This is a genomic window from Oceanobacillus sp. NCCP-135 (assembly GCF_059698015.1).
Window position 1 is genome coordinate 1 of record NZ_BAAKSZ010000042.1, and the last position, 21,454, is coordinate 21,454.

At 40.0% G+C, this 21,454-nt stretch carries 18 protein-coding genes and 1 riboswitch; of the genes, 4 read left to right on the forward strand and 14 right to left on the reverse strand.

Features of this window, described 5'->3' with window-relative positions; genetic code table 11:
• Positions 1 to 61: 61 nt before the first annotated feature.
• The gene (locus AC6HVZ_RS18090) at positions 62 to 853 is read right to left on the reverse strand and encodes an aldo/keto reductase (RefSeq protein ID WP_497559529.1); all 792 of its coding nucleotides are present in this window, start codon (positions 851 to 853) and stop codon (positions 62 to 64) included.
• Between the two features lie 615 nt (positions 854 to 1,468).
• Here AC6HVZ_RS18090 and AC6HVZ_RS18095 point away from each other — a divergent pair.
• Positions 1,469 to 1,924, forward strand: coding sequence for an SRPBCC family protein (locus AC6HVZ_RS18095; RefSeq protein WP_497559530.1), 456 nt, complete (start codon positions 1,469 to 1,471; stop codon positions 1,922 to 1,924).
• 275 nt (positions 1,925 to 2,199) lie between these two features.
• Here AC6HVZ_RS18095 and AC6HVZ_RS18100 read toward each other — a convergent pair whose 3' ends face one another.
• Entirely contained in the window at positions 2,200 to 2,337 is a 138-nt protein-coding gene (locus AC6HVZ_RS18100; protein ID WP_497559531.1) for a hypothetical protein, read from the reverse strand.
• A 555-nt stretch (positions 2,338 to 2,892) separates the two neighbouring features.
• Between AC6HVZ_RS18100 and AC6HVZ_RS18105 the strand changes: the two genes are divergently transcribed.
• The 3 genes from AC6HVZ_RS18105 (at position 2,893) to tatA (ending at position 5,794) form a co-directional block, all read left to right on the forward strand.
• Entirely contained in the window at positions 2,893 to 3,717 is an 825-nt protein-coding gene (locus tag AC6HVZ_RS18105; RefSeq protein WP_497559532.1) for a gluconate 2-dehydrogenase subunit 3 family protein, read from the forward strand.
• 21 nt (positions 3,718 to 3,738) lie between these two features.
• Positions 3,739 to 5,487: a GMC family oxidoreductase gene (locus AC6HVZ_RS18110; RefSeq protein ID WP_497559533.1), complete on the forward strand. Its 1,749-nt coding sequence runs from the start codon at positions 3,739 to 3,741 to the stop codon at positions 5,485 to 5,487.
• Between the two features lie 136 nt (positions 5,488 to 5,623).
• The gene (tatA, locus tag AC6HVZ_RS18115) at positions 5,624 to 5,794 is read left to right on the forward strand and encodes a twin-arginine translocase TatA/TatE family subunit (RefSeq protein ID WP_497559544.1); all 171 of its coding nucleotides are present in this window, start codon (positions 5,624 to 5,626) and stop codon (positions 5,792 to 5,794) included.
• A 640-nt stretch (positions 5,795 to 6,434) separates the two neighbouring features.
• Here tatA and AC6HVZ_RS18120 read toward each other — a convergent pair.
• The 12 genes from AC6HVZ_RS18120 to AC6HVZ_RS18175 all read right to left on the reverse strand — a co-directional run bounded on the left by AC6HVZ_RS18120 (position 6,435) and on the right by AC6HVZ_RS18175 (position 21,103).
• Positions 6,435 to 8,774 carry a YhgE/Pip family protein gene (locus AC6HVZ_RS18120; RefSeq protein WP_497559534.1) on the reverse strand — a complete coding sequence of 780 codons (2,340 nt, stop codon included), beginning with the start codon at positions 8,772 to 8,774 and terminating at the stop codon, positions 6,435 to 6,437.
• A 119-nt stretch (positions 8,775 to 8,893) separates the two neighbouring features.
• Positions 8,894 to 9,466 carry a TetR/AcrR family transcriptional regulator gene (locus AC6HVZ_RS18125; RefSeq protein ID WP_497559545.1) on the reverse strand — a complete coding sequence of 191 codons (573 nt, stop codon included), beginning with the start codon at positions 9,464 to 9,466 and terminating at the stop codon, positions 8,894 to 8,896.
• A gap of 745 nt (positions 9,467 to 10,211) precedes the next feature.
• Positions 10,212 to 11,261 (reverse strand): homocysteine S-methyltransferase family protein, encoded by a 1,050-nt coding sequence (locus AC6HVZ_RS18130; RefSeq protein WP_497559535.1) that lies wholly within the window; start codon positions 11,259 to 11,261, stop codon positions 10,212 to 10,214.
• A 92-nt stretch (positions 11,262 to 11,353) separates the two neighbouring features.
• Positions 11,354 to 11,454, reverse strand: a riboswitch (SAM riboswitch).
• Between the two features lie 431 nt (positions 11,455 to 11,885).
• Complete coding sequence (locus tag AC6HVZ_RS18135; protein WP_497559536.1) at positions 11,886 to 12,644, reverse strand: IclR family transcriptional regulator; 759 nt, start codon at positions 12,642 to 12,644, stop codon at positions 11,886 to 11,888.
• Between the two features lie 47 nt (positions 12,645 to 12,691).
• Positions 12,692 to 13,768, reverse strand: coding sequence for a tartrate dehydrogenase (locus tag AC6HVZ_RS18140; protein ID WP_497559537.1), 1,077 nt, complete (start codon positions 13,766 to 13,768; stop codon positions 12,692 to 12,694).
• 16 nt (positions 13,769 to 13,784) lie between these two features.
• On the reverse strand, positions 13,785 to 14,774 hold the full coding sequence (locus AC6HVZ_RS18145) for an NAD(P)-dependent oxidoreductase (RefSeq protein WP_497559538.1): 990 nt from the start codon (positions 14,772 to 14,774) through the stop codon (positions 13,785 to 13,787).
• A gap of 560 nt (positions 14,775 to 15,334) precedes the next feature.
• Positions 15,335 to 16,522, reverse strand: a complete 1,188-nt coding sequence (locus AC6HVZ_RS18150) for a thiolase family protein (protein ID WP_497559539.1) — start codon at positions 16,520 to 16,522, stop codon at positions 15,335 to 15,337.
• A 203-nt stretch (positions 16,523 to 16,725) separates the two neighbouring features.
• Entirely contained in the window at positions 16,726 to 17,877 is a 1,152-nt protein-coding gene (locus AC6HVZ_RS18155; protein ID WP_497559540.1) for an acyl-CoA dehydrogenase family protein, read from the reverse strand.
• Positions 17,878 to 17,889: 12 nt separating this feature from the next.
• Entirely contained in the window at positions 17,890 to 18,669 is a 780-nt protein-coding gene (locus AC6HVZ_RS18160; protein ID WP_497559541.1) for an enoyl-CoA hydratase/isomerase family protein, read from the reverse strand.
• A gap of 274 nt (positions 18,670 to 18,943) precedes the next feature.
• Positions 18,944 to 19,786: a 3-hydroxyacyl-CoA dehydrogenase gene (locus AC6HVZ_RS18165; RefSeq protein WP_497559542.1), complete on the reverse strand. Its 843-nt coding sequence runs from the start codon at positions 19,784 to 19,786 to the stop codon at positions 18,944 to 18,946.
• Positions 19,787 to 19,806: 20 nt separating this feature from the next.
• Positions 19,807 to 20,445 (reverse strand): 3-oxoacid CoA-transferase subunit B, encoded by a 639-nt coding sequence (locus AC6HVZ_RS18170; protein WP_497559543.1) that lies wholly within the window; start codon positions 20,443 to 20,445, stop codon positions 19,807 to 19,809.
• On the reverse strand, positions 20,432 to 21,103 hold the full coding sequence (locus tag AC6HVZ_RS18175; RefSeq protein WP_497559546.1) for a CoA transferase subunit A: 672 nt from the start codon (positions 21,101 to 21,103) through the stop codon (positions 20,432 to 20,434). Before AC6HVZ_RS18175 ends, AC6HVZ_RS18170 begins: the two co-directional genes overlap by 14 nt.
• Positions 21,104 to 21,454 lie beyond the last annotated feature (351 nt).

Consider the following 21,454-nt stretch of genomic DNA (forward strand, 5'->3'; position numbering starts at 1 on the left):
AATAGCAGGAAAGATAGGCTAAGAACATAGCTTGTAAACCCTGTTTTTGGGGGTGCGAAACTTAAGTATTTAAATTATTCATTCGATTCATTTCATTTTCTGTTAAATTAAAATCAAATATATCCGCATTTTCGATGATTCGATGCTTTGTAATGGATTTAGGAATGGTTATCACATTATTTTGCAAATCCCATTTTATAATCACCTGCGCAGGGGACTTGTGATGTTTTTCTGCGATTTCAGATATGGTTGGTTCATTCAAAAGCTGACCTCTCTTCAATGGCGACCAAGCTTCCAGTTGAATATTTTCTTTCTCGCAAAATTGCCGAAGTTCTTTTTGAGTCAGATGCGGGTGAAATTCAACCTGATTAATGACTGGCTTTACGTTAGCATCTATAAGCAGATCTTCTAAGTGATAAATATGAAAATTACTCACACCAATCGCACGTACTTTCCCGTCAGCATAAAGCTTTTCCAGCGCTCTCCAGGTTTCTTTAAACTTATCCTTAACAGGCCAATGGATCAGATACAGATCAAGATACTCCATATCCAGTCTTTCCAGGCTCTGTTCAAATGCCTGTAAAGTGCTTGTATACCCTTGCTCATCATTCCATACTTTTGATGTAACAAAGATTTCATCTCTTGGAATACCAGACTCCTTAATCCCTTGTCCAACACCTTTTTCATTATGATAATAAGAGGCAGTATCAATACTTCGATAGCCATTTTCCAGGGCTGTTTTTACTGCTTCGATGACAACATTTCCGTCATCAACTTTATATACACCTAAACCGAATCCCGGCATCTTGACCCCATTATTTAGGGTGACGGTATCTTTTAGTGCTGTGATCATCTATTTCCTACCTCCAGTTTGATTTTTTTACTCAGACCTATTTACGCTCATTATCACACACTTTTGATTTGAACCACAAAAAATTTGCTTGAATCAAGGTGCTTTTTGTGCATAAAAGAGCTAACTCCAAGCATACATTTAGAAAACTTGGCAATCGTTAAAGGAATACTTGAAAGCGTATTTTGCTTTCTTAGAGAAGTAAGAAAACATAAATGAAATTGCCTTTTTCGGAGCAGTAAGAAATATAAATGGAATCGGTTTTTTCGCTGATATCTAAAAATCTTACTTCTGGTCTCTGACTGCTGGAAAGATGCTTTAGCGTTTTTCTTAAAAGCATTATACGCTACTCTTTTAGCGATGCCTTAACACAGGAGAAAAATACTTATCGTCTGCGATATAAGGACTTTGAAGTATGACGTATGCAGAACGAAATATGGGTGTATTTCTTCTTGCATAAAATGGAGCAGTATCATAAATCGTCGCTGCTCATTATTTGCTATATACTTAGTGGGAGCGATTTGTTAGAATGACTATAATGATCGTCTAACGGTAAATTGGGTGAAGAACTACATAAGGTGAACAACCCGAAGATACAGCATAAAAGGAGGATATGCAATGCCTAGTGGAATTCATCATACAAAACTGGATATTCCTATCGAGAGAGTTTGGAACTTTGTTAGTAATATGGATAATTGGGCACCTTTAGTTCCAGGATATATTGATCATAAAATGCTTAGTGCTACAGTGTCCACCTGGAAATTTAAAGGGGATACCGGTATTGTACAAAAAAACATTAGTATGAAAATTGATATTACAAAATGGCAGGAACCAACGAAAGTTACCTTTGATTTGACTGGATTAAGTGATAACTTCAAAGGAAGCGGCTATTTTGAAGCAGAAGCGATAAGCAGTACCGCGACAAACATGACAGGCCATTTAAACATCACCGCTAAAGGGATGATGGGTCCGATGATAAATTCAGTCCTTAAATCATTCGTCCCGAAGACAACGAAAGAATTAACGGTGGCGGTTGCAGATCGGATTATGGAAGTGGAGACAGTATTGAAATAGGCAATAATGATTGGATAAAAGATCTTATTTTAGGCAATGTTTAAAGATAATTTACACAAAATAGAACCTTCGTTTTTCATTTTAGAAAGAGAAAAAAATGCTTATATACAGTAAATAACCTATTCATCAGCATTGAATTTAGCAACAAATTAACCATATAAAAAATGGCAAGTATAAAAGTCCCTCTAATATACTTGCCATTAACTGTTCTTTTCAAATGCTTGAAGCACTACAAACCTTACGTTTAAAAGTAGTGCTCCGCATTTACCTCACTATCATCCCATGTCTAAAGATGGGCTACATCCTGCATAGGCTTTCTCGTTCGGAAAATCTGTAATTGAAGTCAGTTTATCCGTAAATGTTCGTTCCATATCTACAAGTGATAAACCATATTGATTCATTAGCCTTTTCACTATCGCCTAACACCTCCCCATTTTTTCTTGGGTGTATTGGGCTCTTTAGGGTAAGTATGAATAACATATAATTCCGGATCTTTCACAAAGTACGGGGAAATTAATAGTTTTGTTTCTTTATAAACACATTATATCGGTTCCGAATAAACCAACTAGACCAACCTTCCACGCAAAATGTGATTGAACCATAATTCGCTTTTAGGATCTTCTTTATGAATCCCCCTTCCCACTTGCAAAATAGTACAATCCCACTCCTGGATATGCATGGTAAAAGGATCGTTATTCTTTGATTATCCGTGCTTCTAACCTTACAGATCAGCATCATAAAGCGACTTGCTGAATACCGAAGCCCTATCAAGCAATCTATTCGACAATATCTGACAAAAATAGGGAAGTGACAACCTAAAATGAATAGTTTTTATTTTTCTGCAAAAGATAATCCTACTTTATAAGTTGAATGAAAGCTGCGAACCTCTTTTGTAGTTGCCACAATATCCGCTAGATTCTTTTACTCAACTTATATAACTACTAAATTTTGAGGAGGGAAGAAATAGCATGACTGAAAATAGTAATGAAAAGGATGCGTTAAGCCGTCGAAAATTTATTAAAAATTCCGGGATGGTTGCTGGCGGTGTGGTTGGTGGTTCATTACTTGGCGGATTACTGACAAATCAATTTCAATCGAAGGATGATACACAAACCAAAAACACGGAAGCAACAGAAAATTTACAAGATGCAAGAATGTTTTTTAGCCGTAAAGCAGATTTCGTTATTTTAGCGGCAGCTACTGAACGTATTTTCCCAAAAGATGAAAACGGACCTGGTGCCATTGAATTAGGGGTCCCTTATTTTATCGATAAACAACTAGCCGGGTACTGGGGCACAAATGCTAAGTCCTATATGAAGGATCCGTTTATACGCAATCAGCAAACCCACGAATACGAGCATCAGGACAGGGATCAGGATAAATCGGGGCCTAACACGGATGCCCAGGCACCTACGCCGATGCCAAGATATCAGACAAGACTAAACAGAGGGGAAATATTCATACAAGGCTTAAGAAGAATGGATCAAATGAGTCAGGATAAGTTTGGGAAGAAATATGTTGATGCTGAGGTCGATGAACAAAATGAAGTTCTCCAGGCATTTCAAAGTGGAGAAGCCGTGATGAAAGGGGTGGATTCTGTTACGTTTTTCAATTTACTTCTGCAAACCACAATAGAAGGCGCATATGCAGACCCGTTGTATGGAGGAAACAAAAACATGCTTGGCTGGAAAATGAAAGAATACCCTGGTCCGCGCATGGGCTACCTGAATGAGATCGAAAATGAGGACTTTATTAGTATGGATCAAAAAAGCTTGAGAGAATACCAATCTTAAATTTTAATTGGAGGATATACTATGGCTATAAAGCTAGATAAAGTGGATGTTGTTGTCGTTGGCACCGGCTGGGCGGGTGGCATTATCTCGGCTGAGCTTGCCAAGGCAGGCAAAAAAGTGGTTGCGCTGGAACGAGGTGGTTTTAGAAACAGACAGGATTATACAGGTGTAAAAGACGAACTTAGATTTACCAATCGATTCGAAATGATGCAAAACCTGACCCATGAAACGATTACTTCCCGTAACACGCCAGAACAAGCCGCATTACCCGTGAGAACTAGGGATGAATATATGGCAGGCACGGATCTTGGTGGGGGCGGTGTCCATTGGGCTGGGGCAACATACCGTTTTTTGCCCTATGATTTTGAAATTTACAGTAAAACTGTCGAACGCTATGGGAAAAACAAAATCCCTGAAGGCATGACCATCCAGGATTGGGGGATAACCTATGATGAACTTGAGCCATACTATGACCGTTTCGAGAAAACTGCCGGATTATCGGGCGAAGTGGACCCACTTGGATATAAACGCTCAAGTGACTATCCGAACCCCCCGATGAAAGAAACACCACCAATACGCTTATTTAAGGAAGCAACGAAAAGTCTTGGCTACCACCCTTATCAAGTCCCAGCAGGAAACCTTTCGCAACAATATGAAAATCCAGATGGGGAAGTACTTAATCAATGCATGTACTGTTCTTATTGCACGCAGCATGGCTGTGATTTTGGAGCTAAATCAGATCCCCTTGTTACGGTACTGCCAACCGCTGAAAAAACCGGAAATTTTACATTAAAAACGGAAGCAAATGCTCGCCGAGTTCTTTATGACGGAAAGAAGGCAAACGGGATTATGTATGTTGATACAACAACAGGGCAGGAATACGAGCAACCTGCCGATGTAGTCGTTTTAGCTGCCTTTACCTTTACCAACAATCGGCTGTTAATGTTGTCTGAGATTGGGACAAATTATGATCCGCAGTCAAGAAAAGGAGTTATCGGCAGGAATTTCAATGGACAGTTTAACCTGACTTTCAGAGGGGCTCGAGGCTTTTTCAATGATCGTAAATTTAATCTTTATATGGGCGCAGGGGCACTAGGTGGAACACTCAGTGATTTTGCAGGCGATAACTTTGATCACTCTGACCTGGATTTTATTAATGGGGGCGGAATTGAACTCAGACAGTATGGCGACAGCGCAATCGCAAGTAATCATGTACCACAGGGAACGGCAAAATGGGGACCTGAATTTAAGAAAAACTCCCTCTTTTATGCGTATCGAACCTTATATGTATGGTATACACCAGCAATTATGTCATGGTGGCATAATTATTTGGATCTGGATCCTACATATAAAGATAACTTTAACGATCCTTTAATACGGGTAACCAATAAATATACAGATCAAGACCGAAATATAGCTCAATTTGGCGTAAAGAAATGTTCAGAAATTATCAAGGAAATGGGTGCTGATATTATTGATGAAGATGAGATTCCCGCAGAATTCGATCACATTTATCAGGGTGGACATTATGCAGGTGGTGTGATTATGGGAGACGATCCTGAAACGTCGGCAGTGAATAACTATTTGCAGATGTGGGATGTCGATAATCTATTTGTAGTCGGCGGATCGGCGTTCCCACATTTTGCTGGCCATCATCCAACTGCGACAATCGGAGCTTTGGCTTATCGAGCAGCTGAGGGAATTGAGAAATATCTTGATAATGGCGGCGGCCAATTAGCCAATGCAAAACAGAAAAGCAGCAATGTTTAGATCGTCCATTCGCTGGTAATCCTGCTACATTAAAGCTTGGAAGTATTAAATGCGAATAATTAATCATATACCGGGCATGCTATCTGTATATTTTCAAAAAATATACCATCAAGCCAACATAAAAGAGGTGAACGATATGGGTTTAACGAATATTGGAATACCTGGCTTAATTCTAATTATCACTTTAGCCCTGATTATATTTGGTCCAAAAAAATTACCGGAAATCGGCAAAGCTGCTGGACAAACATTACGAGAATTCAAGCAGTCAACCAATGAATTGATAAGAGACAATGATGAAAAGCCATAGGAGGTATCACTTCCCGGTTTATGGCGAATAAACTATTCTTATCCACCCCTGCAAATAAAGGAAATATTTTTAGCAGGGCTTTTTCTTCCACTTATTTTCGGAAGGTAAAATCGACCAGACCTAAAGCAAATTCACCGATTACCTGAATTTGCGTGGATTCACAGCGGGGCGACCCAAACCGGATAAAGCGAAACTTGAATTAGTAGGGGATTTGGCTCTTACGCATTTATCGATATTTCGGTATCCACTGCAAATTTATTAATTATCAGTATCCCATTGGACTTTTTCACACCGTTTTATGCGTGGGAGCCGGGGATTTTCTTTATCCCGCTGATTATGAGTGAACGAATCGAATTTTTACTGGCTATTCATCCCCCACTTACCATGCATGGATTTTCTTTTGAATTCTAGAAGCGGGATTTTTATTGCTGATTAACCGGCAATATATTTCAAAAAAAGCTGTTAGAACCATTGCATTTTCGTACGTGCAATGTAGTTCTAACAGCTTTATAAATTGGGATGTATCTGATGTACGAACTATGCAAGTTGACCCTGCGTGCAATGTAGTTCTAACAGCTTTATAGATTGGGACAGCCTTCGATCAGAAGCAATAATAACCAATCAGCGATCGACACCAACCCTATTTTCTACGATGTTTAACGATAAAGTAGCTCATGGTAATTGCTATAAATACAATGGTGTAGCCGGCTAAAATTGCGATATTTTGCCACATGAACCCGTAATCGCCACTGGAGATGACTGCTTTAAATGCTTGCACAGAGTAAGTCATCGGCAGTACTGCATTGATTGGACGTAAAATACTTGGTACTAATTCAAGCGGGAATGTTCCTGCACTGGTGGTTAATTGCAAGATTAAAATGACAATCGCCACAAACCGGCCAGGATCCCCAAATAATGTAACTAGAAATTGAATTAGCGTCATAAATGTTACACTAGTTACGATGGAAACCAAAATAAATAATGGAATACTTGTTACTTCAATTCCTAATCCAACGATCAAAATTGCATCTACGAGTAATGCCTGAACGACACCGACAACAGAAATTATGCCAAACTTACTCATAAACCAAGTAAAACCATTTTTAGGTTTTCTTGCCGGCTCTTTTAATTGATATAAAATTGTAATTAATAATGCACCAACAAATAATCCTAACGATATAAAGTACGGCGCAAATCCTGTACCATAATTTGGAACTGTATTCATTTCCTCTTTATCAACGGTTACCGGATCTCCCATCATATCATACGTATCCTCATTAGATTCAACTGCATTCGCTTGGTCACTAGCTTCACTTAGCTTCTCATTCATTTCTTTCGTTCCAGCTTCCAATTCCATCGTTCCGTCTGCCAGCTCTGTTGAACCCTTTGCAAGTTTATTTGACCCATCAGATATTTTTCCAGAGCCATCAGATAAGGCCTGCAACCCTCCATTTAATTCCTGTACACCTGTTGCAAGTTTTCGTGCACCTGTATTGGCTTGGTTTATTTTTTCATAAAATATCTCCATACTATTCACATAGTCCTGTTGTCCCTCGCTCAGCTGATTTGCACCTTGATTCAACTGGCTTGTTCCTGCAGCTAATTGATTTACACCAGTCTGCAACGAGGTTTGACCCTGATTAATGGTAGACAAACCACTATAAAGCTGATCAAATGTCGGATCAACCGCTGCCTGAATTTGCTCTTTCACCCCATTTGTTTCGTTGGACGACTGTTCATCAACCGTACGTTTATATTGAGAAAACCCTTGATCAAGTCCTTCGTCAATTCCTGATTGGAGTTGCTGCTCTATTTGTTCTTTTGTTGGCGAGGTTTGACTAATCTGTTCTGCAATCCCCTGAATCACTTCCTCTGGCACCTGTCCCTGTAATCCTTCTATCAGCTTAGTTGCTTGTTCTTTTTGCAGGGTAGCGACCTGCTCTGCTATACCAGCTGACAATTCCTTACTTAACCCAGCCTGTAGTTGATCAAGCCCAGCATTCATTTCACCAGCACTGCCCTGCATTTTCTCATTGATGGTTACAGCTAATTGCGCTGGCAGCTCTGTTTGCAATTGCTTGACCCCATCCATTACCTGGGTTGTTCCATCGACTAATTCCGGTATTTTTGCTTTCATTTCCTGGGCTCCGCTATTTACTTCAGCTACCCCATTCGTTAATTCCTGCGCACCATCCTCGATTTGCTTCGAAGCATCAAACAGTGCGCCACTTCCGTCTGTCAATTGGCCGATCCCTTGTACAAGCTCCTGAGAACCATTTTCTAAATCCTTCGTTCCTGCAGATGCCTTGATAACACCATCCTGAAACTCGATTGACTTGGAGGCTAACTCCTTCAGATTTGATTCCAACGCTAAGGAACCATCCTTCAGTTTAATTGCACCATCATCCAATTCACGCGCCCCATCACTGGCTGTCACAAGACCATCAGCAACATCAGCCAATTTTTTAAACATCGTTTCCGCATAGGTGGCTGATACCTCACTTGCAATAGCTGACTTGATTTCATTAATGGCAGTTTCGCCTATTTGCGAGGATAAGAAGTTATAGCTCTCATTTGGAACGTATTTCATTCTCAGCTTTTCCGGTTTATCATTCATTAACGTTGTAGCGTTTTTGGAAAAGTCATCTGGTATCTCTACTAATAGATAATACTTTTGCTTTGCTAAATCTTTATACGCTTCTTCTTTAGGCACAAAACTAAACTGAAATTCATCATTTTCCTTTAATTTCTTTACAAGCTCATCGCCTAATGCTAAATCCACATTCTCATAGGTTGCCCCTATATCTTCGTTAACCACTGCAACTGGCAATTCCTGCAAATGATCATAGGGATCCCAGAAAGACCATAGAAACATCCCTGCATACAAAAGTGGCACAAAAATAACCGCAATAATTGGAATAAGAACCTTTTTATTGCTTAAAATTTCTTTTAACTCCGTTATAAATAAGGACTTCTTCATCTGTTACCTACCTCCGAAAATATATGACTATAATTCTCAATCAGTCATTTAACCTTAAAAAATCAATCAATATGACTATTTCATTCAAACAGTCATTAAACATTAAAAAATAAGGACTATCACTTTGATAATCCTTCAAAGAAATACAGTTCAAATAACTGGGAAATCTCCCCTTTTTTCAACGGGGGTCTTGTTTGCTCCCAGTCAAATATAAGTGCTATATATAGCTTCAACATCGCAAAAGCTGTAATCTCTGGATCACATGGTTTTATTTCATTTTTATCAATGGCTTTTTGAACCATGTCTTTGATATAATTTACAATGGCATGCTCCAGCCTTTCCATGAATTCCAATGTCGCTGGTGTACCAATTTCACGTTCTTCCTGTAAAAGCTTAATTGTTAACTGATGCTCATTTCGAAACTCCAGTATTTTTACAAATGCATTATTCGCATTTTCATAGAAGGAAAGCTTATCGTCCATCGTGCCCTCTGCCGCTGCTTTCATTTCTTTAATTAACGATGTAACGATCTCATCAAATAATTCTTCTTTATTTCTGAAGAAAGTATAAATGGTTCCCTTTCCGACGTTCGCTAATTTCGCAACCTGATCCATTGTAGTTGCTTTATAACCAAATAAAGAAAAGGACTTCGTTGCTGCATCAATAATTAGCCGTTTTCGATCCACTGCCATATCCACCATCCCACCTTTATACTGAATGACTAAATTAGTTTTACGGTCAATCACTGCCTATATATTATCATATCCTTTAATCCTACGCAAGAGGTAGACCTCACAGCACATTAAAAATATTTGCAGCGGGCACTTTCTATCGTAATTACTGGTGGATTAGCAGCATTGTAACTTAGTAACTTTTATTTTCTAATTTTGTTTCAGGCTTATTTGCTAGCCTTTTGTACAGCCCTTGCTTGCAACTAGGAAAAAACTTGAGAAAATGCTAAAGCGTCTTACCAGAAGACAGATTGGAAGCAAGCGGCGAAAATGCTAATTTCATTTGCCTTTCTTACTTCTAAATAAAAAGGAAAAATATGAAGGAATACACTTAAATATACGTTAAGAACGGGATCGAGAGCGGTAGCTACAAATGATAAAGTACTGAAGAAATGGTCATCCTCATTAAAGATGAAAGTTGTGAGATAAAACGGCAAAGTTGAAAGATACACGGGAAAGTTGAGAGAAACTGGGTAAAAGTTGAGAGGAAACACGGGAATTTACAATTATCTCTCAACTTCATAAGCTTTTCTCTCAACTTATTGCATACTTCTCTCAACTTCATAAGCTTCTCTCTCAACTTATTGCATACTTCTCTCAACTTCATAAGCTTTTCTCTCAACTTATTGCATACTTCTCTCAACTTTGCTTGATTTCAGCAAAAATACTAGTAAATTTTGCCATCCGCTTAACTAAGTATGATCGATTAAGCTTTTAACCGATAATTTAAATTATGCTTTTGAAGTGTTTTATCGGTTCCAAACAGGAAATGCTTCGTCATATTTGGAGAGTATTTGGTATTTAGTGTTTCAACCCCTACAGCTTCTGCTACTGCCCGTAACATTGCTGGTGAGGCACCACAACACAGACCAATATAATTGATGCCTATATCCTTTGCTTCTTTTGCCCATGCCGCTAACTCATAGCGGTTATGATAGAGTGGATCAAGAGCGGTCGGGAACGTTGTTTCTGTAGGTAAATGGCAACTACAACCCCCATCAGGTAAATTAAAGAATGTTGGATGTTCTTCTGTTGTGCGATATGGAATGGGCAAGCCAGCGACATATCCTTCCACATTATTCCGAATTCTAGCAAGGTATGGCTGCATCGTACCAGGTCCTCGGAAACAATTCATACCAACAACCAACGCACCATTTTCAGAAAGTATTTTACAGGATTCTTCTACTGTATACCCATCTCGTAATATATTCTCACCCATTAAACCAAATGTGATAACTGCCGGTATATCCTGTTTGCAGATTTCCTCCAGCGCAATTAACGCTTCTTCATGATAATAAAAGGTTTCACCATTTATGAAGTCAACCCCTTCTTCCTTGCACCATGTCACCATTTCCGCAAACATGCTTCTGACTTGCTCCTTTGACTCTGGATTGTCTGGATTAAAGATATTCGTATTTGATATATTTCCCGCTACCAAAGCTTCTTCTTTTGGATGCTCTTTAGCAACCTCTTTTGCCAATCGAATGGCTTTTCTATTTAAAGGTTCCAATAAATCTTCTTTGCCAATGATACGCATTTTTTCACGATGCGCATTATATGTAAAAGCTAATACGACATCCGATCCAGCGTTCATATAATCCCTGTATGCCTGTTTGAGTGCTTCCGGATTATCCAGGGCCACCTCAGGAACAAATGATCCCGCCTGCAAATACCCCCTTCGTTCTAATTCAAATAAATAACCTTCTCCTACAATAACTGTTCCATCCTTTAAACGTTCCTCCAAATTACGTTTCATCTTGTTCCCCCCTTAATTTAATTGCTGTAAAATAAAACGGACAAAGCCTCTTTTTAAAATAAGAAGAGGCTTTGTCCGTCTACAAAATCTTCATCTTATCTTCAAGCTTTACGCTTTCTGGAATTAGCACAGTACTAAAAAGTCTTTTGCTGAGGTTTCACAGGGCCAGTCCCTCTACCTCTCTTGATAAGAATATGAGATATTAAGTTTTTGAATAATACATACAATACATTCAATATTTGCAAATGTCAAGTGGATTTCTTAATTTTTAAAAAATATTGGTTTGAAAATTAGGTTTTCCATTTGGCTCTTTTACATTTTACGATTGGTACTTGCTGCATCATTTTCCAAGGATTAGTTTCGTTTAACCATCATTACAGTCCCCTTAGAGACACAGTCGGTTACCGTAGGCGCCAAGAAGTAACAAGTACCAAGACGATGTTCAATCATCTCGATTCCGTCAACAAAAAAACTTGGTGCAAACTGGTTCTTTTGGAAAGTTGATTCGCATATCCAGTGATCATATCGAATATCGTAAAAAATCACTCGCTAAAAGGTAGATAGATTGGAGCGCTAGCTTGATTGCAACTTCATGAAAGTTCATCTACTTATACTAACACTAGTTTACCCCCGATACCCCAACTCCCACCAAATATTTCTCACCGTTTGCTTTAATTCCTCCAAAATAATCATTTTTCGTTCATCCGTATAATCACTTATCGGAATACTTACACCTAATGCAGCAACCGTTTTACCACGATAATTATAGATCGGATAAGAAAACCCAATGGTATCTTTAAAATGCTCCGATCTGCTGAATGCATAGCCTTTATTTTTAATTTCCCGAATTTCCTTCTTCAAATCATCGATATTATCAATGGTATTCTCCGTAAATTTCTTCATTTCCAAATTACTTAAATACGTCTCTAAAGTAGCTGCATCCATTCCTGCCAATAATACCTTGGGTGCTGATCCCGCATAGAGTGGTGCCCTTCTACCGACCTCGACAACTAGGCGAACCGGTTTCGTACTATCCATTTTTTCGACGTATACGGCCTCATCGCCCTCTAATACGACCATATGAACCAATTCATCGATTTTCTTATTTAATTTTTTCATATGATGGAATGCTAACTTTTTATATTCCAACTGTTCACTGACATGGTTTCCCAGTTCTAGTAATTTTAGCCCCATACGATATTTAACATCATGACTGGTATTTTTCACCTTTACTAGCAGACCGCCTTCTTCTAGTGAGGAAACCAGACGGAATACTGTCGTTTTCGGCAAATTGGCAAGCTCTGTTAATTCGATTAACGATAATTCCGGTTTCTTCAAGAAGCAGTCTAACAAACGTATAGCTTTTAGCAAACTTTGACTCATCGTAATAGCACCTCTATTGAAGCTTATTTCTTGCTTGATTATTGACGTTATTTATCCAGATTTTCGATTAATAATTTTGTGAAATAGGTTCCAAGCTCAGCAGTTGATGCATTTCCGCCAAGATCCGGCGTGAGCTGCTCCCCTTCATCAATCAGCGTTTTGATTGTTGTTACAATTTGTGCTCCCCATTGTACTTCCCCGAAAAAATCCATCATCTGGGCAACAGACCAAATGGCGGCGATTGGGTTTGCCAATCCTTTTCCGGTAATGTCAGGTGCTGAACCATGTACAGGCTCAAACATTGATGGGAACTGCCGCTCCGGGTTTATATTTGCACCTGCTGCAAGGCCCATCCCCCCTGTAATTGCTGCACCAATATCTGTTAGAATATCACCAAATAGATTGGAAGTCACAACAATTTCAAACCGTTCAGGCTGCATCACAAAAAACATACTTGCAGCATCGACTAGATAGGAATATGTTTCCACATCAGGATATTCCTTGCTTACCTCCTCGAAAACTTCATCCCAAAACACCATTGAATAATTCAATGCATTCGCTTTACTAATGCTCGTTACTGTCTTTTTCTGTTTATATGCTTCCTCGAATGCATACCGGATAATCCGCTCTGTCCCTTTCCGTGAAAATACACCCGTTTGCAAAACGACTTCTTCTGGTTTTCCTTTAAACAGCCAATCACCTGCACCAGCATATTCCCCTTCACTATTTTCACGAATGACTAAAAAGTCGATATCCTTTTCCGTTTTATTTTTCAGCGGGGTTAAGGCTGGATTCAAGAGAGTAACAGGTCTGAGATTCACATATTGATCAAAACCCTTTCTGATTTTGAGCAGCAAATCCCATAATGAAATATGATCTGGAACACCAGGATACCCAACAGCGCCAAGATAAATCGCATCAAAATCCTTTAGCTGTTCAAGTCCATCATCAGCCATCATTTTACCGTTTTCAAGATAATATTCACAACCCCAAGGGAATTCGGTAAACTCAAACGAGAGATTCTCATCCACTTGTTCAATTGCTTTTAAAACTTTCACACCTTCTGTGACAACCTCGGGTCCAATTCCGTCCCCTGGAATCAGTGCTATTTTCTTTTTGATCATATGTATCCTCCTGTTTTCATTTGTTCAGCTCTCGTCTATTTACAATTGTTTCTAATTCTTCACCGTTAATTGCCTTGATTAAATTTTCTGCAATAATTACAGATGTAGTTTTTGCTGCTTCCAAACTAATCCCACCAATATGTGGTGTCAGGATCACTTCGTCCAGTCCAAAAAAAGGATGATCCCGAGGTGGTGGTTCATTACTGAAAACATCGATTCCCGCACGATGGATTTGCTTGTTTTTCAGCGCATTCACTAGATCTTGTTCCTTCATAATCCCACCACGTGCCGTATTTACTAACACAGCAGACGGCTTCATTATTTCAAAATATTTTCGATCAACTAATGCTTTCGTTTTGTCGTTTAACGGTATATGCAAGCTGACCACATCGCTTTTTTGGAAAACTTCCTCTATTGACAGAGTCAGTTCCACATCAAGTGATTCTGCAAGTTTTTTTCTTTCCTCATGAATCGTTCGTACATATACGATAACATTCATGTCAAAACCGAGTCTCATGATTTTGGCCACTTTTTGAGCGATGGAGCCAAATCCAATCAGCCCTAACCTTTTACCATAAAGCTCCCTTGTATATTTTCCATCCCTGTATCCAAAGTTTCCAAGACGTGTTTCCTGATGAAATTGAGGAATATCCTTCATGGCTGCAAGAATCAGACTGACTGCATGCTCTGCAGTTGCCTGGCTGTTGACTTTGGGGGCATGCAGGACACGGATTCCCTTACTAGTCGCATAAGTCACATCAATATTATCCAGTCCAACCCCTGCTCCGGAAATAGCTTTTACATGTTTAGAGGCATCAAGCATTGCTGATGTGATTTTTGCCGGTGCACGAAGAATAATCCCGTCTACCTTATTATTCGTTAAAAAGTTGATGATTTCCTGTTCATCAAATGTGTCAAATTTCGTCACACGTGCATGCCCATTCAAAACTTCCTCTCCGTCCGGATGATACATGGGGAGGATTTGTACAATATGAAGATCCTTCAATTGGCTTTCCTCCTTTCAAATATTTCGATAGGCTCTTTTCATAAACCTGATTGCTTTTACCTTCTCAGTTGATATAGACTGCGAAGTAACTTTTAATGATAATATGTGCTAAATCTACCGCTCCGGAAACACATTTCGCTTTCCGCGGGCGGCTGGTGAGCCTCCTCGTGCTACGCACTGCGGGGTCTCACCTATGCCTTTCCTCCCGCAGGAGTCTTCAATGTGTTTCCTCCGCTGGGACGGTGCTCTTACTAGCGTAGGCAGAATACGAAGACTCCTACGGGAACAGCACGCGTCCGAAGACCCCGCAGAGTGGTTTTCTCGAGGAGGCTGAGGCCGTGCCCGTGGAAAGCGAAGTATTCTGCCGGAGCGAGTTTTAGCGCTCAACCATCATTAGAATAAGAGAAAGCGTCATGTTAGATAATTTTCACTATGTCGCAGTTTATATCGACTACGGGGCAGATAATAACAAGTCTTTTGGTGGGGCGAGTAATCGCAGTCCCAATCTATGCGAAAACAGCTTTTAGAGAAAAATCCGGCAATTTTCACCGACTAATTTTCTATTGAAGGTACTCAATAATTGTGGATATACCTTGGCCACCACCAATACAAAGTGTTACAAGTCCGTATTTCTCTCCTCGTCTTTCCATTTCATGAAGCAGTTTTGTCATTAACACAGCACCAGTTGCACCGATCGGATGACCTAATGCAATTGCCCCACCATTCACATTTACCCGATTGATATCCATTTTAGCTTCCCGTATAACAGCAAGCGCCTGGGCTGCAAATGCTTCATTCAATTCGATTAAGCCCATATCATCGATGGTAAGTCCACATTGCTTCAGCGCTTTGGCTGTTGATTCAACCGGACCGATTCCCATAATATCAGGAGACACCCCGCTCACAGCCTGGGCAATAATTTTTGCCTTTGGCTTTAATCCATAACGTTTCATTTTTTCTTCATTCATCATTAATACTGCTGCAGCTCCATCATTTCTTCCACTTGCGTTTCCTGCAGTCACCGAGCCATTTTCCTTAAAGACGGCACGGAGCTTACCCAACTGCTCCAATGTGGAAAGGCGTGGATGTTCATCCACTTTAAATGTTGTTGTTGTTTTGCGTTCCTTTACTTCAAAGGGAATAATCTCATCCTCAAAGCTTCCTCCCTTTATGGCTTGATCTGCTAATTCCTGACTGCGCCTTGCAAATTGATCCTGCTCCTTGCGAGAAATATTATATTTCTCAGCCAGGTTTTCCGCAGTAAAGCCCATGGTTAAGTTTCCATAGGTTTCTTGAGGCTGAGAACATGGCTGGCTTTCTGTATTTGGATCAAGCAATAGCCCGTTTCCTGCCTGCAAACCATAACGTGCATTTCGGATATAATATGGTGCAGTACTCATGCTTTCCGCACCACCGGCAACCACAACATCCGATAATCCTAACTTAATCTGCATATCCGCATTATTTATTGCCTGGAGTCCTGAGCCACATTGACGGTGCACCGTATAGCCGGTAACTTCAACAGGAAGCTCTGCACGTAATGCAGCGACTCTTGCCAGGTTAGAAGTATCTGCACTCTGCTTCGCCTGCCCGAGGATTACCTCATCCACTGTAATATCTGTGTTCGAACGATGTAAAACTTCCCTAATAACTGCTTCAGCCAAATAATCAACCGTAACATTTTTCAATGCACCACCCATTTTACCAACGGCGGTTCTGACAGATCCAACGATATATGATTCTACCAAACTACTCACTCCTTTTTGTTAGAAAACCTAGCATTCGCTAATGGATTTCTTGCATACGTATGTTGCCTCCTTCATACCCTTCCCTTATCCTCTGGAGTGCAAGCCGCCTGAAAGCTTTCAATCGTTCAACGACAAGTTCTTTGCATCACCAATGTAAACGATTTGTTATACACGGATGCAAATAACAAACGTGTTATACATTTCTATCTACCAAGTTCACGGATTAGTTCACCGGCAATAATATTTCGTTGTATTTCTGATGTACCTTCATAAATTTTCGTAATTCGTGCATCTCGGAAATAACGTTCAATTGGGTAATCCTTCATATAACCGATTCCCCCATGAATTTGTACTGCCAAATCCGCAACTTTATTGTAAACCTCTGATCCATACAGCTTGGCAATTGCTGCTTCTTTAACGACCCGTTGTTTCTGATCAGACATCCAGGCAACCCGGTATGTTAATGAACGTAATGTTTCAATTTGCATACTGATCTCTGCCAGCATATGCTGAACGGCCTGCACTTCAAGGATTGGCTTGCCAAATTGCTCCCGTTCCTTTGCATAGGACAGGGAATGCTCCAGTAATTTAACAGATGAACCAAGGTTACGTGCTGCAAGTCCTGCACGACCATTCGCCAATATTTTCAATGCATTGACATAGCCTCTTCCTTCTTCGCCTAGGACATTTTCAGCAGGAACTTCCATGTCTTCGAAAAATAATTCCGCAGAATGAGAACCTCGAAGCCCCATTTTCTGTTCCACACTGCCAAGCATAAATCCCGGAAAATCCTTTTCAACAATAAATGATGTAATCCCCTTTGCACCTTTAGAACTGTCAGTGACTGCCATGACCGTAAAAACATGACCATCGACCGCATTTGTAATATAATGCTTGGAACCATTTAAAATATACTTATCTCCCTTTTTCACGGCAGTTGTTTTCAGATTGGCAGCATTTGAACCGGCACTTGGTTCTGTCAATGCAAAAGCTCCAATCCATTCCCCTGTTGCCATTTTCGGTAAATATTTCTGTTTTTGCTCCTCAGTCCCCAGCTCTACGATACCAACTGTTCCAATACCTGTATGGGCACCAATCAAGGTGGTATAGCCATTATGGGTTTTTCCCAGTTCCTCATAAATCGCACATTTTCCAACCATATCAAGCCCAAGACCGCCATATTCCTCAGGGATACTTAAACTGAATAGGCCCATCTCTTTCGACTGCTCAACAATATCTTCAGGAATTTGGTCATTTTCTTCGATCTCCATTGCACGTGGTTCCACTACATCTTTTACAAATTTTCGGACATTGGAACGTAAAAACTCAATATCCTCTGAGAAATTAAAATCCATAATCCCATCTCCCTACTTATTTTTGAACACTGCTTTTCGCTTTTCAATGAAAGCTTTCGTGCCTTCATCCTTATCCTCCGTACCAAAAGCGACAGCCTGTGATAGTTTTTCAATCCACATTGCAGTACCTTCATCAACATCATAGCCTTTATGTACTGCAAATTTAGCCAATTGAATTGCTACCGGACCTTTCTTCAAAATAGCTCCGGCAATTGATTCTATTTTAGATGTGAGTTCATCCTCTGAAACGAAATATGTCACAAGTCCAATCCGCTCTGCTTCCTCTCCATCGATAATTTTTCCAGTTAATATCATATCGAGTGCCCGGCCTTTTCCAACGATCCGTGCGAGCCGCTGCGTTCCGCCCGCACCTGGAATAATCCCAAGATTTAGCTCAGGCAAGCCGAGCTTTGCTTTATTTGTTGCGATTCGAATATCACAGGCTAATGCAAGCTCACAGCCCCCGCCAAGTGCGTAGCCGTTCACAGCTGCAATCGTCACCTTTGTACTGTTTTCTAATTTCTGGTAAATCCCCTGCATTCCAGGAACGAGCGCTTCGAGCGGTTTTCTGGCGTTTAATTGTTTAATATCCGCCCCGGCAGCAAATGACTTGCCGCCTGCCCCTTGAATAATGATGACACGTACATCCTCAGCCATCTCCGCTTCAACAAGGGCAGCATCCATTTCCTTTAGCATGTTTGCGTCTAAGGCATTTCTCGCTTTTGGTCGATTTAATGTCAGCCAATAGATACCCTCTTTTATTGTTACATTTACATTTTCAAACTTGTTCATCTGTCATCCCCCTTATCTGGCAGTAAAGAAACTACCATGGCTCCGCTGAACGTAGTCACCATCTATGATGAAAATGGATAATCCATATTTCCCTCTGCATAAGTAATGCCTCACCGTATGTACATCGCAGACGGAAGGTATTTTTCGTTGAGAAGGAAGAAAGTATAAACGAAATCAGCTTTTTCGCCGTTTTCTTCAAATCTGACTTCTGGAAAGACGCTTTAGCGTTTTCTCAAACTAAAGCATCACCTAACCTAGAGCAAATACCAAGTTTCTAATAGTCATAAAACCCACTACCACTTTTCTTGCCGAGCCGCCCTGCTCTTACATATTTAACTAAAAGTGGACAGGGCCGATATTTCTCACCAAGGGTTTCATATAAATACTCCATATTTCTTAGGCGTGTATCCAGACCAACTAGATCAGCAAGCTCAAGTGGCCCCATTGGATGATTCAGTCCGAGCTTCATTGCCTTATCAATATCCTCCGCACTGGCAACGCCCTCCATCAACATGTTCATTGCTTCATTTCCGATCAAACAATTCATTCTAGACGTTACAAATCCAGGAAATTCATTGACTTCCACTGTTTGCTTTGTCATCTCTTCAGCAATCGTATTCACATATTTTACTGTCTCGTCCGATGTTTCCAGCCCGCGAATAACCTCAATCAGCTTCATTTTATGGACCGGATTAAAAAAATGCATGGCAACTACCTTTTCAGGACGTGATGTCTGTGCACCAATTTCAGTTGGACTCATGGTTGATGTATTTGTCGCTAAAATAGTCTCTGGTGAACAAATTTTATCCAGTTGCTTGAAAACATCGATTTTTAAATCCTTTTTCTCAAGCACTGCTTCAATCACAAGCTCTGAATCCTTTGCAGCTGTAGAAAGATCAACTTCATAATGTAAATTTTCCTTCGCATTGGAGTACACTTCTTCCTTGAGAAATCCTTTTTTAAAGCTTCCCTCGAGCAGCTGTTCAATCGAAGCTTTTGCATTCCTTAGAATTTCTTCGTTTAAATCATTTAAATAAACCTTAAACCCTGCTATTGCACAAGCATAGGCAATTCCTTTTCCCATTACTCCTGAACCAACTACTGTCACCTGTCTCATTCATACATCTCCTTTATTATTTACTCAGCACTATAAGTGAAATCTGCTCCAGTAATTTTCCTCAATTCATCCAAATTTATATCTGACAGCATTTCCACCAGCTCCGGACCACTATCCGTAAATTTAAATACTGCATGTTCTGTCACCAGCATGTCAGCTTTTCTTACCCCACTGCTTGGAAAACGCAGCTCTTTCACAAGCTTGGGACTACCATCTTTTGCACGATGACGGGAGGCGATGATGATTCGTTTTGCGCCGGCAACAAGATCCATGGCGCCACCAACACCTAAAATAGTTTTGCCGGGAACAGCCCAATTGGCAATTTCCCCATATTGATCAATTTGGAGTGCACCCATGACAGCCAAATCCACATGTCCCCCGCGGATCATTACAAAGGAATCGGAGCTGTCAAACAAGGAAGCACCAGTATCCATCGTGATCGGCTTTTTACTCGCACTGATCAGATCCATATTAATGTTTTCCTCGTCGGGTGTCGGTCCCATTCCAAGCAGCCCGTTTTCTGATTGTAAATAAACTTTCTTATCACCAAGGTAATCCGGAATTAGTGTCGGGATTCCCACACCTAGATTGATAACTTCTCCATCTGATAGTTCCTCAGCAACTCGTTTGGCAATTTTAATCCGCTCAAGACTCAACATACTTCCCTCCTTTTTTCACATATTTATTCTTCACAACATAATCGACATATACATGTGGTGTAACGATTTCCAGTGGCGCAAGCTCCCCAACTTCAACAATTTCATCAACCTCTGCGATCACCATTTTTCCAGCAGTTGCGATTACTTGATTAAAGTTTCGTCCCGTATGATCATAAATAAGATTGCCTAATGTATCCGCTTTCAATGCTTTGATTAAGGAAACATCTCCTTTAATCGCATGCTCGAGAATATACGTTTCTCCATTAAAGTCCTTCTCTTCCTTTCCTTCCGCAAGCTTCGTACCTACAGCAGTTTTTGTATAAAATCCTCCAATCCCAGCACCACCACAGCGAATTGCTTCAGCAAGCGTGCCCTGTGGAACAAGTTCAATTTCCAGTTTCCCATCACTCCATGCCTGAACCGCATCCCGATTCGTTGTAAAATACGACCCCTTTGCTTTCTTCAAACACCCCGAAAGCAGCAACTTTCCAAGTCCTCTTCCTTCTTCACCTAAATTATTACTGACCACCGTCAAGTCCTTTTTGTTTGAAGCAGCCAGTTCATCAATTAGTGTGAGCGGTGTTCCTGATAAACCAAATCCACCAACAAGTAATGTATTTCCATCGTCAATAAATCTTAATAAGTCACTTCTGTCCATTAATTTTTCCAATAAACTCCCTCCAATGGTTTGCGTGCTGGGGTGATGTGTACTGTTGTTTGAATCCTAAATCATTTATATTCCGTATAATGGAATGATCATTCTGTTTATTCTTACTTTATATGATAAGGGAAATTTTATATAAAAGCAACAGTAAAATATAAATTTTCTGAATACCAATATGCTTATCATTAGTAATATTAAATTCTTAAAATTGCTATTATTATGTATAATATATTTTAAAAAGGTAGTGCTTATTTTATTTGTATGAGAATGATAACCTAACTTGACAGTAAAAAGTTCCTCGTAACGATAGAAAATAATATTTTACATATCAAACTAAACCTTGTT

Bases quoted from the DNA above. Each gene is read 5' to 3' on its own strand.
- AC6HVZ_RS18090 (WP_497559529.1), bottom strand. From the start codon at position 853: ATGATCACAGCACTAAAAGATACCGTCACCCTAAATAATGGGGTCAAG.
- AC6HVZ_RS18095 (WP_497559530.1), top strand. From the start codon at position 1,469: ATGCCTAGTGGAATTCATCATACAAAACTGGATATTCCTATCGAGAGA.
- AC6HVZ_RS18105 (WP_497559532.1), top strand. From the start codon at position 2,893: ATGACTGAAAATAGTAATGAAAAGGATGCGTTAAGCCGTCGAAAATTT.
- AC6HVZ_RS18110 (WP_497559533.1), top strand. From the start codon at position 3,739: ATGGCTATAAAGCTAGATAAAGTGGATGTTGTTGTCGTTGGCACCGGC.
- tatA (WP_497559544.1), top strand. From the start codon at position 5,624: ATGGGTTTAACGAATATTGGAATACCTGGCTTAATTCTAATTATCACT.
- AC6HVZ_RS18120 (WP_497559534.1), bottom strand. From the start codon at position 8,774: ATGAAGAAGTCCTTATTTATAACGGAGTTAAAAGAAATTTTAAGCAAT.
- AC6HVZ_RS18125 (WP_497559545.1), bottom strand. From the start codon at position 9,466: ATGGCAGTGGATCGAAAACGGCTAATTATTGATGCAGCAACGAAGTCC.
- AC6HVZ_RS18130 (WP_497559535.1), bottom strand. From the start codon at position 11,261: ATGAAACGTAATTTGGAGGAACGTTTAAAGGATGGAACAGTTATTGTA.
- AC6HVZ_RS18135 (WP_497559536.1), bottom strand. From the start codon at position 12,644: ATGAGTCAAAGTTTGCTAAAAGCTATACGTTTGTTAGACTGCTTCTTG.
- AC6HVZ_RS18140 (WP_497559537.1), bottom strand. From the start codon at position 13,768: ATGATCAAAAAGAAAATAGCACTGATTCCAGGGGACGGAATTGGACCC.
- AC6HVZ_RS18155 (WP_497559540.1), bottom strand. From the start codon at position 17,877: ATGGATTTTAATTTCTCAGAGGATATTGAGTTTTTACGTTCCAATGTC.
- AC6HVZ_RS18160 (WP_497559541.1), bottom strand. From the start codon at position 18,669: ATGAACAAGTTTGAAAATGTAAATGTAACAATAAAAGAGGGTATCTAT.
- AC6HVZ_RS18165 (WP_497559542.1), bottom strand. From the start codon at position 19,786: ATGAGACAGGTGACAGTAGTTGGTTCAGGAGTAATGGGAAAAGGAATT.
- AC6HVZ_RS18170 (WP_497559543.1), bottom strand. From the start codon at position 20,445: ATGTTGAGTCTTGAGCGGATTAAAATTGCCAAACGAGTTGCTGAGGAA.
- AC6HVZ_RS18175 (WP_497559546.1), bottom strand. From the start codon at position 21,103: ATGGACAGAAGTGACTTATTAAGATTTATTGACGATGGAAATACATTA.